Annotated in this window: 9 protein-coding genes; 7 read left to right on the top strand and 2 right to left on the bottom strand. The window is 60.6% G+C overall.

Going from position 1 to position 12,510, the window contains the following annotated elements; genetic code table 11:
- Positions 1-166: 166 nt before the first annotated feature.
- Both recA and LPB405_RS02165 read left to right on the top strand, forming a co-directional pair.
- Complete coding sequence (recA, locus tag LPB405_RS02170; protein WP_012903908.1) at positions 167-1,270, top strand: recombinase RecA; 1,104 nt, start codon at positions 167-169, stop codon at positions 1,268-1,270.
- 245 nt (positions 1,271-1,515) lie between these two features.
- On the top strand, positions 1,516-3,435 hold the full coding sequence (locus tag LPB405_RS02165) for a RecX family transcriptional regulator (RefSeq protein ID WP_219101757.1): 1,920 nt from the start codon (positions 1,516-1,518) through the stop codon (positions 3,433-3,435).
- A 175-nt stretch (positions 3,436-3,610) separates the two neighbouring features.
- Here LPB405_RS02165 and LPB405_RS02160 read toward each other — a convergent pair whose 3' ends face one another.
- A complete protein-coding gene (locus tag LPB405_RS02160; protein WP_219101756.1) occupies positions 3,611-4,993 on the bottom strand; it encodes a hemin ABC transporter substrate-binding protein in 1,383 nt (460 codons plus the stop codon).
- Positions 4,994-5,028: 35 nt separating this feature from the next.
- Between LPB405_RS02160 and miaB the strand changes: the two genes are divergently transcribed.
- The 4 genes from miaB to dapF all read left to right on the top strand — a co-directional run bounded on the left by miaB (position 5,029) and on the right by dapF (position 9,860).
- A complete protein-coding gene (gene miaB / locus LPB405_RS02155; protein WP_219101755.1) occupies positions 5,029-6,543 on the top strand; it encodes a tRNA (N6-isopentenyl adenosine(37)-C2)-methylthiotransferase MiaB in 1,515 nt (504 codons plus the stop codon).
- Positions 6,544-6,627: 84 nt separating this feature from the next.
- The gene (gene miaA, locus LPB405_RS02150) at positions 6,628-7,542 is read left to right on the top strand and encodes a tRNA (adenosine(37)-N6)-dimethylallyltransferase MiaA (RefSeq protein ID WP_374021074.1); all 915 of its coding nucleotides are present in this window, start codon (positions 6,628-6,630) and stop codon (positions 7,540-7,542) included.
- A gap of 72 nt (positions 7,543-7,614) precedes the next feature.
- On the top strand, positions 7,615-8,763 hold the full coding sequence (locus LPB405_RS02145) for an acyltransferase family protein (protein ID WP_219101753.1): 1,149 nt from the start codon (positions 7,615-7,617) through the stop codon (positions 8,761-8,763).
- A 161-nt stretch (positions 8,764-8,924) separates the two neighbouring features.
- Positions 8,925-9,860: a diaminopimelate epimerase gene (dapF, locus tag LPB405_RS02140; protein ID WP_005507117.1), complete on the top strand. Its 936-nt coding sequence runs from the start codon at positions 8,925-8,927 to the stop codon at positions 9,858-9,860.
- Between the two features lie 166 nt (positions 9,861-10,026).
- Here dapF and LPB405_RS02135 read toward each other — a convergent pair whose 3' ends face one another.
- Positions 10,027-10,650 carry a class I SAM-dependent methyltransferase gene (locus LPB405_RS02135; RefSeq protein ID WP_219101752.1) on the bottom strand — a complete coding sequence of 208 codons (624 nt, stop codon included), beginning with the start codon at positions 10,648-10,650 and terminating at the stop codon, positions 10,027-10,029.
- Positions 10,651-10,793: 143 nt separating this feature from the next.
- On the opposite strand from LPB405_RS02135, the gene hflX reads away from it, so the two are divergent.
- Positions 10,794-12,506: a GTPase HflX gene (gene hflX / locus LPB405_RS02130; protein WP_219101751.1), complete on the top strand. Its 1,713-nt coding sequence runs from the start codon at positions 10,794-10,796 to the stop codon at positions 12,504-12,506.
- The last annotated feature ends 4 nt before the right edge of the window (positions 12,507-12,510 follow it).

Genomic DNA, 12,510 nt, shown 5'->3' with positions numbered 1-12,510 from the left:
CCACAGATTTTAAAAAATGGCCTTATCCTGTCAGGCTGTGACCCTAGAGTAGTCTCAGAAGGAACCGGTAGGCCAAAACCTTCAAGGTCTCGATTACGAGTCCCACCGATTCCGAAGAAACATTACTCCCGTCAACCACTGACAACACAAAGAACGAGGTACTACCGTGGCTAAGAACACCAAGTCTCAGAGCGTAGCTCGCGTTCCCGAAGAGGGTCGCGCCAAGGCACTTGAAGCCGTGATGGCACAGATCGACAAGAACTACGGCAAGGGTGCAGTCATGCGCCTGGGTGATAAGGAAATCACCAAGACCGAGGTTATCTCCACCGGAGCTATCGCTCTGGATGCCGCTCTGGGTATTGGTGGTCTGCCCCGCGGCCGCGTCATCGAGATTTACGGTCCCGAGTCCTCCGGTAAGACCACCGTTGCACTGCACGCTGTAGCGAACGTTCAGAAGGCAGGCGGCGTGGCAGCGTTCATCGATGCCGAGCACGCGCTGGACCCGATTTACGCGGCTAAGCTGGGCGTGGACATCGACCAGCTGCTGGTCTCTCAGCCCGACACCGGCGAGCAGGCACTGGAAATCATGGACATGCTGGTTGGTTCCGGTGCCGTTGATATCGTGGTTGTCGACTCCGTTGCAGCACTGGTACCCCGCGCCGAAATTGAAGGCGACATGGGTGACTCCCACGTGGGTCTGCAGGCTCGCCTCATGAGCCAGGCTCTGCGTAAGATTACCGGTCGCCTCTCCGCAACCGGCACCACCGCAATCTTCATCAACCAGCTGCGTGAGAAGATTGGTGTCTTCTTCGGCTCTCCCGAAACCACCACCGGTGGTAAGGCGCTGAAGTTCTACGCTTCGGTCCGTATCGACATCCGCCGCATTGAGACCCTCAAGGACGGCGCTAACCCGATCGGTAACCGCACCCGCGCCAAGATTGTGAAGAACAAGATGGCTCCGCCCTTCAAGCAGGCTGAGTTCGACATCCTCTACGGTGAGGGTATCTCCGTTGAGGGTGGCATCCTGGACCTGGCGGTGGAGAACGACATCGTCAAGAAGTCCGGCGCATGGTTCACCTACGACGGTGAGCAGCTGGGCCAGGGCCGCGAGAACGTTCGTAAGCTGCTCAAGGACAACCCCGAGCTCACCGAGGAACTGCAGTACAAGGTTCTGGTGAAGCTGGGCATCATTGAGGAAGAAGCTGACGAGCAGGTAGCTGCTGAGTCTGAGGGTAACGACCCGCTGGACGAGCTGGCTGAGGAGTTCTAAACCGGCCCGCGTAGCTTCTTGCTAACGCCACGACTGATTGCCGTGTGCTGTGCATTCCGCACGGTGCACGGCAATCTGTCGTTAACGGGGGGCGCCTTAAATGGAGTGCCAGCGGGCGCCGGGACAACGCCTCGTTACAATGGGGGAGCGCCGTATAGCCCGGCGCACGGGTCATTAGGCAACCCAACTCATCAAGCGAGCCAACATATCAAGCGAGCCAACACAGGGGAGAGGAGGAACTGAACATGACGGAACAGAACGGTCATGAAGAGCGCGAGCCAAACAGCGTGCGTGACGGCGATGCCGGTTTTGCGGCGCTGGACGCGACCGAACCGCACTTCGGTTCCTCAGCTCTGCAGGGTTCAGCCTTCGAGAGCTCTGACTTCTCTGCGTCTGTTTCCTTTGAACCTGTTGCCCCTCCGGTTGAGGTAGGCGGCTTCGAGGCGCTCAGTTTTGAGGCGCCTGCCGCCCTGGCGGAGCCCACCCTCAGCTGGGAGACACAGCAGGATACCTCTGCTGTTCTGGAGCCCGTGCCTCCTATGTCGCAGGCAGTTGAGCCCCCGTACCCGGAGATGCCTCCGAGTCTTGAAGAGCCCCCATATCTGGACGAGCCTCCCTACCCTGAAGCAGAGTACGCGGGGGAATATTGGGTACCCTCGGACGAAGCGGCACCCCCAGAAGCGATAGCGGAGCAGCGTGGGGGCCAAGAATCCTCACCCCAAGAAACCAAGCCGAAAGCGCGGCAGGCTGAAAAGCCCGCGCCTCAGAAGAAGTCAGCGCCTAAGAAGAAGTCAGCGGCCAGAGAAAACGTACCCAAAAAGTGGGCACGGAACAGGGCTGCGGATTCGGTAGCCGCTGAGGAGTTCCCGGACTGGCACCCCGCCGCGCACGGCTTTGTTGAAGAAAGCATTGCCCGCGATAACGGCGGCGACTACGCTGGGGAGTTCCGCGTACCCGAGCTGCCCCTGCAGGTTGTGCCCGCCAATTTTGAAGGTGGCAGCTCTGAGGAAGACGGCGAATCGCCGCGCCGCAGCCTGCTCGTTGACCCGAACCTACCCGCCGTCTCCATTGACGAAGCGCCCGCTCGTGCCTTCACCCCCGGCGGCGCCGAGCCGCGCCCTATGGCGGCGGGGCGCATGAGTCGAGCCGGTGCCGCCTCCATCGGATCGGGTCTCACCGCCGAAGAGAAGGAAGAAATCGAGAGGCAAGCCGCTCAGCGGGATAAGCAAAATAAACGCAAGTCTTCACGTGCCTCCAAGAACACCGACTATAAGCGTGGGTTCCGCCGCATGAGCGCGGCGCAACAAGAGAAAATGCGGAGCCGTTCGCCCTACGCGCCCGCTTTCGGGGCTCGAAGTGACGACGAGGAAACCCGCAAGAGTCCTGCAGGCCGCGGCTCGGGGAGCCGCCTATTCAGGGAGGGAAGTAGCTTGAACGAAGAACTCACCCCCGCCGAAGAAGCGCTTATCCGCGGTATTGCCGAGGAGGAGGCGCAGGGCGTCGGTACCGGAAAGCGCCGTGCCGCTTCGGCGGGTTCTTCAAAGGGCGGTTCTCGAGCTCGGGGTTCCCAACCGGGCGGCTCTCAGGTGGGACATGCTTCCTCGCGGTCGGAAAGCAACGTGCCTTCCTGGAAGCAGAAGGTGCGTGCCGCCCGAGCCGCGGAAGAAACAGACCCCTACACGCGTGCTAAAACCATCGTGTACAACCAGCTGGCGTACTCGGCAAAAACCCGAGGTCAGCTGCGGAAGAAGCTGCAGGCAGAAGGCTTCGAGGCGGAGCTCATTGAGCCGCTGCTCGATAAATTTGAGGCGGCAAAACTCATTGACGATGCCGAATACGCCCAAACGTTCGTGGCGCAGAAGAGCCGCACCAAGAAGCTCTCCCGCGCCGCGCTACGCCGTGAGCTCGCTGAACGCGGGGTGCGCGGTGAAGAGGCGGAGAACGCCCTGGCTCAGCGCACCGACGAGCAGGAACGCGAGGACGCCGCCAAGCTGGTGCGTAAGAAGCTGCGCCGGGGCATGAATCTGAGCGACCGCGCTGAAAAGGATAGGGTGACCCGTCGACTGCTGGGGATGCTGGCTCGCCGCGGGTACTCCTCCTCGGTGTCGATGTCGGTGATTCATGAAGAACTTGCCGCCTACGGTGCGGAGGACGAGCTCTGGTAGAGGGCGAATAAAAGCGGTCCGCACGCACGGATAGATCCATGCCGGGGTGACTGTAAAAATAGGCACTATAAAGGGTGAGCCCGCTACAGACACACTCTGTGGCGGGTTCACCCTTACGCTTTTGAGCTTTATCAAACGCCTTGTCGAAGGCTATATCCGCTGTTTACTCTGCTGCTTATTCAGCGGCACCCAGACGGTTCGCGAATTCGGCGAGGGTTGCATCCTGAGAGCCGGCAATCTCCAGCAGCAGGCGCATCAGCTGCGCACCCTCACGGCTAATACGAGGCAACAGATCGGAACGCGCCGAAGAAGAGTACAGCTCCAACAGGGCGCACACGGTCACCGCCGTGCACACCGCCAAATCCTCCGCCAGGTGCTCATCCAGCGGGGCGTCCTCGAACAGTGCAGAGTACAGCGCCGGCAGCGCCTTCTTGCGGTCCACCCGGTAGCGCGGGTACTCCGGTGAGGAGGGGAAGCCCAGCATCGCCTCAACGAACGGGAAGCCGCGGTGGTGCAGGCAGGTGCCCTCCGCATCGACCATGCGCACCTGCGCGCCGTCTGCCGAACCGATTAGCACGTTCTGCGGCGAAAAATCGCCCGAAGAGAGCATATATACCCTGCCGCGGTTGAGCTTGAACTGCTCGGGTACCGGCGGACGCTTGGTAAAGAAAGGCTGCAGAACGCGGTGGAAACGGAAGGACAGCTCCTCAACGGCGGCGGGAAGAACGGGTGCGTCCCCATGTTCGGCAGAGCTGGAATCCGGGCTGGCAGCATCGTGCTCGGGGGTGCGCGCCTCATCAGCCACACCGTACAGCTTCTTCAAACCGCGCTCAGCCAAACCCGGCGAGGCAATAGCGCCCGGGAACTGTGCCTTGCGGTCGGCACGCGCCAGGTTCAGGCGGTAATCCTCCACCGTCTCACCCATAATGCCGCTGGCGGCAAGGGAACGGTACGCCTCAATGTAGTAGTTCAGCGCATCCAGCGCCTGCTGTTCGGTGCCTTCCAGTAGGGCGTGGGCGACCGAATACTGCTCGCCCTCAACGGTTCCGGCGCTCACATCTTCCAGCGCCAGCACGCGCAGCTCAGGATCCGCGCCGTAGAGCTGCGGGAACAGACCCGGAACCTGCCGGTTCAGCGCCTCCAAACCGTAGCGCTCACGCAGGTACCCGAAACCGCCCGCGTTCACCGTCGAATCCTTACGGCGGTAACGCTTCACAATAATCGAGGTCGGCAAAGACTGTGTAGACTCGAAAGACTGTGCAGACTCGGCGGCAGGCTCATACACGACACGCACCACAACGGAACGCATGCCGGTGCCCAGAATCTGCACGCGCTCAACCGCACGGGCAGCTACCTGCTCCAAAGAATGCGCCCAGCTGAGCAGCTGCATCAGGGTCTGACGCATCGAGGCAGAATCAGCGCTCGCCTGAGGCGGCACGGGAGAGTAGGCGGCAATCGCCTCCTCAATGAGGGTGCTCAGAAGCTCCCCGTCAGGGGCGGGGGCGGAAGAATCGTTCGGTGACAGAGCCGGAAAGTTACTACTAAGGGAAACCTGCATAGAGCCATTATCCCCCATCGGATACCCTATAGGGCATGACTTCGACCCTCAGCGATTCCGCCCAGACCCCCGAAACCAGCCCCCGCACCTACGAAGTGCGCACTTTCGGCTGCCAGATGAACGTGCACGACTCCGAACGAATGTCCGGCCTGCTGGAGGCTAACGGCTACGTTCGCGCTGAGGAAGGCACCCAGCCCGACCTGGTGGTTTTTAACACCTGTGCGGTCCGCGAAAACGCATCCAACCGACTCTACGGTCACCTCGGCCAGCTCGCACCGGTCAAGCGCAGCCACAAGGGCATGCAGATCGCTGTGGGCGGCTGCCTGGCGCAGAAGGACCAGGACGCCATCATTGAGAAGGCGCCCTGGGTTGACGTCGTGTTCGGTACCCACAACATTGGTTCCCTGCCGGCGTTGCTGGAGCGTGCCCGCCACAACCACGAGGCGCAGGCAGAACTGCTCGAATCCCTCGAAGTTTTCCCCTCCACCCTGCCCACTAAGCGTGACCACGTGTACTCCGGCTGGGTGTCCATCTCCGTGGGCTGTAACAACACCTGCACCTTCTGCATCGTGCCGTCCCTGCGCGGTAAGGAGAAGGACCGCCGCCCCGGCGACATCCTCGCCGAGGTTCAGGCGCTGGTCGATGACGGCGCTATTGAGGTGACCCTGCTCGGCCAGAACGTGAACTCCTACGGCGTGGAGTTCGGCGACCGACAGGCGTTCTCCAAGCTGCTGCGCGCCTGCGGTGAGATTGAAGGCCTGGAACGTGTGCGCTTCACCTCCCCGCACCCGGCAATGTTCACCGACGACGTGATTGACGCAATGGCGGAAACTCCGAACGTCATGCCCGTGCTGCACATGCCGCTGCAGTCCGGCTCCGACAAGGTGCTCAAGGATATGCGCCGCTCCTACCGCTCCAAGAAGTTCCTGAACATTCTGGACAAGGTGCGCGAGCGCATCCCGAACGCCGTGATTACCACCGACATCATTGTGGGCTTCCCCGGCGAGACTGAAGAGGACTTCCAGGACACCCTGAAGGTTGTGGAGCAGGCTCGTTTCTCCTCCGCGTTCACCTTCCAGTACTCGATCCGCCCCGGCACCCCCGCGGCGACCATGGAGAACCAGATCCCGAAGGAGGTCGTGCAGGAACGCTACGAGCGTCTGATTGCCCTGCAGGACCGCATCGCCGGTGAGGAGAACCGCAAGCAGCTCGGTAAGACCGTTGAGCTGATGGTCGTTGCGGAGGCAGGTCGTAAGGCTGACCAGACTCACCGCCTCTCCGGTCGCGGCCCGGACCAGCGCCTCGTGCATTTCTCGGTACCCGAGGGTTGCGAGACTCCCCGCCCCGGCGACATGGTCACCGTGCCGATTACCGAGGCTGGTTCCTTCCACCTGATTTCTGACCCGACCGCCGAGCAGTATCAGCTGCGCCGCACCCGTGCCGGTGACGCGTGGGACCGCTCCCAGGCTGACTCTTGCGGTACCGGCACCACCCAGGTGCCCGGTGGGCCGGTGGGTCTGGGCATGCCGACCATCGGTCTGCGCCCCTAAAACCTATAACGAATCATGCGCTCTGTTCTTCGGGCTCTTGCCGCCACCGCAAGTGGGGGTGGGGGAACCGGTAGAATGGGGCGCATGACTATCTCCGAAACCCTGCCCGTTATCGCTATTGTGGGCCCGACCGGCACCGGTAAGAGCGCGCTCGCCATTGAGCTGGCTCTGCGTCTGAACGGTGAGTGCATTAACGCTGATTCTATGCAGTTCTACCGGGGCATGGATATCGGCACCGCAAAAATCACGGCGGAGGAGATGCGCGGTGTTCCGCACCACCTGCTGGACATCATGGACGTGCGGGACGAGGCCTCCGTAGCGGAGTTTCAGGAGCGCAGCCGCGAGCTGATCGAGCGGATTCGCGCCCGCGGCCGCTACCCGATTCTGGTGGGTGGTTCCGGTCTGTATGTGCGTGCCGTCCTGGATAAGTTGGAGTTTCCCGGCACGGATGCGCGGGTGCGTGAGCGCCTGGAGGAGCAGGCGCGTACCGAGGGTATTGGTGTTCTACACGCCCGCCTGGCGGAGGTCGACCCGGAGTCGGCTGCGCGGGTGAAGGATGAGCGCCGCATTATTCGAGCCCTGGAGGTATTCGAGGTGACGGGCCGCCCGTTCTCGGCGTTCATGCCGGTGCGCGAGTACGTGACCGAGAGTATTCAGATTGGTTTGGATATGGACCGTGCCCTGCTGCACGAGCGTCTGCACCGCCGCGTGGAGCTGATGCACGAGCAGGGTCTGCTCGATGAGGTTCGCGCCCTGAACGAGCAGGGGCTACAGGAAGGTAAGACCGCCTCCCGCGCGATTGGTTACGCGCAGTTCGCTCGCGCTCTTGAGGATGCGGACTACAGCGTGGAGCAGGCGATTGAGGATACGACCATTGCGACCCGCCAGTTTGCGCGCCGCCAGCTGACCTGGTTCCGCGCGGATCCGCGCGTGCACTGGCTGGATGCGCTCTCACCCACCCTTGCAGATGAGGCGTTGGCTACAATTTTGCAAAAATAAGCAAATGGACGTACTAAAGCTGGGAAATTGAGGTTACTCTAGGGACATATTGAACTCAATTATAGAGGAAATATGTCACTCACATCACATACGAAAAATTCTGCCACTCTGTCTGCGGCAGAATCCACTCCGCGTTCCCTCTACGATGCCATTCTGGGCGGAACGAATTCACTGAACTTTCTTCGCCTCTCATTGGCCTCGTTAGTTATCGTGGCCCATGCTGCCCCTCTTGTCGGTTTTAACGCTGGAATTCTCGGAATTCCTGTTCCCGAACATATCGGCACTTTGGGTGAATGGGCTGTGAACATGTTCTTTTGCATCTCAGGATTCCTGATTGCTCATAGCGCGCAACGGGGTACTATCTCCGGCTATGTTAAGCGTCGTGCCCTAAGAATTTTCCCCGGCTACTGGGTATCTATCCTGTTTGTTGTCTTCCTGTGTGCACCGATTGCTGTAGCCACCGGACACACGGCAGAGCCCTATTCACTGAAAGGTGCAGGCGGATACATCGCGCGCAATTTTGACCTTTTCAATCTGCAATACCCCCTTTTTGGTGGTCCCATTGGCATCCCTTTCACCCACGCATGGAATGGGTCAGCTTGGACCCTGGGTTTTGAATTCCTCGCCTACCTAGCACTTATCCCGATTTTCTACATTGGGTTTATTCGTAAGAACGCAAAATGGTTGGTTCCTGTCATCTATGCTGGGCTATTTTTCGGGCACCAGATTTTTGAACTGATGGGGCGTGAACCTAATCGTTTTGTAGAGCATATTCTTCGCCTGCATCCTTACTTTTTCGCAGGTGTCATTCTCTACATGTGGGGTAAGCGTATTCGCTATAACGCTACTGTGGCTATTGCGGTCACGATTCTAGGATTTGCTCTGCAATGGTTTGCACCTGGTATTGCCCAGTACATGCACCTGCCCGTGGCTTACGGAATCCTGGCTCTCAGCGCTGCGATTAAGACCGACCTGTGCCGACATAACGATATTTCTTACGGCGTGTACATCTATGCATTCCCGGTGCAGATTCTGTTGACAATTTTCGGTAGTGCATCGCTGGGCTGGGTTCTGAACGCCATCATCACTTTTGCTATCACCGTTGGTCTGGCGTGGCTGTCTTGGCTGTATGTTGAGAAACCTGCGTTGGCTTTGAAGGATCGCAAGCTTCTGCGCATTCGTCGCGATCGTCCCACAGACACCGTAGCGGCATCTTCATAAACCGGTAAAGTATCCCGCCTATTTCTGCGGCTTTCGGTAATCTTGACGAACTCATCAAGTGAACCGGGAGCCGCAGAAGTATTTCCGAGGAAGAATGCCTGGTTCACCATCTGGCGCGGTAAAATCATAAACGGACAGGTCACCAACCTTAAGGACAGCATATGAGCGAGAACCCTTCCATCTGGGGCGAGCTGGCAGGCCTGACCCTCACCAAGGGTCACGGCACCGGTAACGACTTCATCTTTCTGACGGACGAGAACGCAGAAATTGCCCTCACCCCCGAGCTGGTAGCCCGCGCCTGCGACCGACACTTCGGCATTGGTGCGGACGGCTTCATTCGTGCTGCCCGTAGCACTGCCTCCCGCGCGGGTCAGAAGCTGCTCGAGGAGCACCCGGACGCTGTCTGGTTCATGGACTACCGCAACGGTGACGGCTCTATCGCTGAAATGTGCGGCAACGGTGTGCGTGCGTTCGTGGAGTACCTGCGCACTGAGGGCCTGATTGAACTTGAGGTGGGCGAGACCGTCAAGATTGGTACCCGTGCGGGCGTGAAGACCGTGGCGCGCACCGAAGAGGGCTACGCGATTGACATGGGTCCGTGGAGCTTCATTCACGGTGACGCTGCCCGCGAGGGTGGCGAGGACTGCCTGGTGTCTGCTCGCGGCCTGAAGACTCCGCGCGCTGGCCTGTCCATTTCGATGGGTAACCCGCACACCGTGGTGATGCTCGGCTCCGACGGTAAGCTGGACGGTCTGGACCTGCACAGCCTGCCTCAGGTGAACCCCGCCCCGGTCAACGGTACGAACGTTGAGTTTGTGGTGCCGGTCGACCTGGATGTTGAGAGCGGCGCGCATGTGGGCGCTATCCGTATGCGCGTGCACGAACGCGGCGTGGGCGAGACCCTGTCCTGCGGTACCGGCGCGTGTGCGGCGGCTGCGGCGACCCGTTTCTGGGGCGGCGAGGAAGCACCGGATGAGTGGCTGGTGCATGTGCCCGGCGGTACCCTCGCGGTGACTTTCGTGCTGGGCCCGGACGACCTGGAGCATGTTGTTCTGGCTGGTCCGGCGCAGATGGTTGCGACCGTCGTGCTGCGATAGCCTGCTGGGATAGAGCAGTCTTAGAACAGAGGTTTTATCGACAAAAGCGGCGGGTGTTTTCTGACAACACGTTCAGAAAACACCCGCCGCTTTTATGTTTTAGCAATGAGCGCCGGAGGATTTAGCGCCAGAAGTTTTAGCGCTAGAGGATTTAACACCAGAGGTTTTAGTCCTCGTAGCGGTGCACCCGCAGAATACGGAAGCCCTTCGAGGTCGCATAGCGCGACACCTCAAACTCGCCGGGGTGCAGATCCTCAAGCTGCGCGTCCATCCACTTCTGCAAAGAATCGGAGCCCAGATTCTTCTGAACCACCAGGTAGGCGTCACCGCCGGGCGCCAGGCGCGGCAGCCAGGTCAGCAGGATTTCGTGCAGAACCTCCTTGCCCACGCGAATCGGCGGGTTTGACCAGATGGTGTCAAAACGCAGTTGGGGGTCAACCGATTCGGGGGTTCCCACGGTGACGTTGGACAGGCCGAGAGCGGCGGCATTGCGTTCGGTCAGGCTAATGGAGCGGGAGTTCACGTCCACCGCGTGCACCTGCGCCTGCGGTGCGAGCATCGCCAAAGTCAGGGTGATGGGGCCCCAACCGCAGCCGATGTCGAGCATGCGTGTACCCTGCGGGTCGGGTGCTTCCTGCAGCAAAATAGCGGTGCCCTTATCAATACCGGAGGGGCTGAAAATGCCGTTAGCTGTGGTGACGGTGACCTTGCGGCCGGCAAGCTCCACCTGCACGGGACGGGGCTTGAATTCGGTCTCGGGGGTTTCAGAGAAATAATGCTGCTCGCTCATGCTATCCAGTGTACCGGTAGGGCAAGAACCCGCCGCACACGGGCAGTGTATGCGCGGGGCGGGTCGGCAGCTTGCACGCCCTGAGCGCACAGGCGACCGAACCCCCTACCTGATGCGGGCAACGGCGGTAGAATTAGAGTCGTATGAATTCTAAGAACACCCCCGTATCTGATACCGAAAAGCTGCCCAGCGATGAGCAGCTACGCCGCACCGTAGACCGCGTTCTGGGTCGCTCCCAGGCCGCCGCCTCCGTCACGACGTATGACGCCACCGGTACCGCGCATCACAGCGATAATTCTTCCAGCACTCACGGCAACAATAGCCGCCGTGTGCTGGATACTCGCGCGCGTGAAATTTCTGACGTTCAGCGCGAGCATTCCGAATATGACGGTGACCAGGAAGATCTCGCTGAGCGCCGCGCACTGCGCCGTATCGCGAACCTCTCCACCGAACTTGAAGACGTCACCGAGGTCGAGTACCGCCAGCTGCGCCTGGAGCGCGTGGTGCTGGCTGGTTTGTGGACTGAAGGCACCGTAGAGGACGCAGAGAACTCTCTGCGTGAGCTCGCGGCACTGGCTGAAACCGCAGGTTCCGAGGTTCTGGACGGCCTGGTTCAGCGCCGCCTCAAGCCGGACCCCGGCACCTTCCTCGGCTCCGGTAAGGCACTGGAACTCAAGGACATTGTGGAGGCGACCGGCGCCGACACCGTCATCGTCGACTCCGAACTGGCTCCCTCTCAGCGTCGTGCCCTCGAAGACATCGTGAAGGTCAAGGTCATTGACCGCACCGCCCTGATTCTCGACATTTTCGCTCAGCACGCTAAGTCCCGCGAGGGTAAGGCACAGGTTGAGCTGGCTCAGCTGGAGTACATGCTGCCGCGTCTGCGTGGTTGGGGTGCGTCCCTGTCCCGTCAGGCGGGTGGCCGTGCCGCAGCCGGTGAGGGTATCGGTTCGCGTGGTCCCGGTGAAACCAAGATTGAGATGGACCGCCGCCGCCTGCGCGCTCGCATGGCGAAGCTTAAGCGTGAGATTGCTGCGATGGCGCCGGCGCGTGAGACGAAGCGTCTGAACCGTCGCCGTAACCGTGTGCCTTCGGTTGCTATTGCCGGGTACACGAACGCGGGTAAGTCCTCCCTGCTGAACCGTCTGACCGATGCCGGCGTGCTCGTGGAGAACGCCCTGTTTGCGACTCTGGACCCGACCGTCCGTAAGGCTCAGACCCCGGACGGTATCGGCTACACCCTCTCTGACACGGTGGGTTTCGTGCGTTCGTTGCCGACCCAGCTGGTGGAGGCGTTCCGCTCCACCCTGGAAGAGGTCGCTGACGCTGACGTCATCCTGCACGTGGTGGATGCTTCGCACCCGGATCCGGAGGGGCAGATTCGTGCTGTCCGCGAGGTCATTGCGGAGGTTGACGCCCGCCATATCCCCGAGATTATTGTGCTGAATAAGGCGGATGCCGCCGACCCGTTCGTGCTGGAGCGTATGCGCCAGCGCGAGCCGGAGCACGTGATTGTTTCGGCGCGTACCGGTGAGGGTATTGAGGAGCTGAAGCAGAAGATTGCGGACACCATTCCGCGCCCCTCCATTGAGGTGAAGCTGCTGATTCCGTACTCGCACGGTGAGATTATTTCGCGCCTGCACGAGTGGGACGCCGAAATTAAGAGCACCGATTTCGTATCGGACGGCACGTTCGTGGTGGCTCTGGTCCGTGAGGATGTCGCCTCCGAACTGTCCGAGTATGTGCTGGAAGGCGACCTGCTGGAGGTCCTGGAAGAGGAACTTGCGGAGGCGCACGCCCTGGCTGAAGCGACCGCATCTGACTCCGAGCAGCCCTCTAACTCTGAGGCTCTCTAAGGGC

Origin of the sequence: Rothia mucilaginosa, from assembly GCF_019334805.1 — a bacterium.
Classification (GTDB): Bacteria; Actinomycetota; Actinomycetes; order Actinomycetales; family Micrococcaceae; genus Rothia; species Rothia mucilaginosa_C.
The sequence above is the reverse complement of the archived record's forward strand: the minus strand, read 5'-3'. Positions and strand labels throughout refer to the sequence as shown.

Coding starts and splice junctions, on each gene's coding strand:
- LPB405_RS02165 (WP_219101757.1), top strand. CDS start 1,516: ATGACGGAACAGAACGGTCATGAAGAGCGCGAGCCAAACAGCGTGCGT.
- LPB405_RS02160 (WP_219101756.1), bottom strand. CDS start 4,993: ATGCAGGTTTCCCTTAGTAGTAACTTTCCGGCTCTGTCACCGAACGAT.
- miaB (WP_219101755.1), top strand. CDS start 5,029: ATGACTTCGACCCTCAGCGATTCCGCCCAGACCCCCGAAACCAGCCCC.
- miaA (WP_374021074.1), top strand. CDS start 6,628: ATGACTATCTCCGAAACCCTGCCCGTTATCGCTATTGTGGGCCCGACC.
- LPB405_RS02145 (WP_219101753.1), top strand. CDS start 7,615: ATGTCACTCACATCACATACGAAAAATTCTGCCACTCTGTCTGCGGCA.
- dapF (WP_005507117.1), top strand. CDS start 8,925: ATGAGCGAGAACCCTTCCATCTGGGGCGAGCTGGCAGGCCTGACCCTC.
- LPB405_RS02135 (WP_219101752.1), bottom strand. CDS start 10,650: ATGAGCGAGCAGCATTATTTCTCTGAAACCCCCGAGACCGAATTCAAG.
- hflX (WP_219101751.1), top strand. CDS start 10,794: ATGAATTCTAAGAACACCCCCGTATCTGATACCGAAAAGCTGCCCAGC.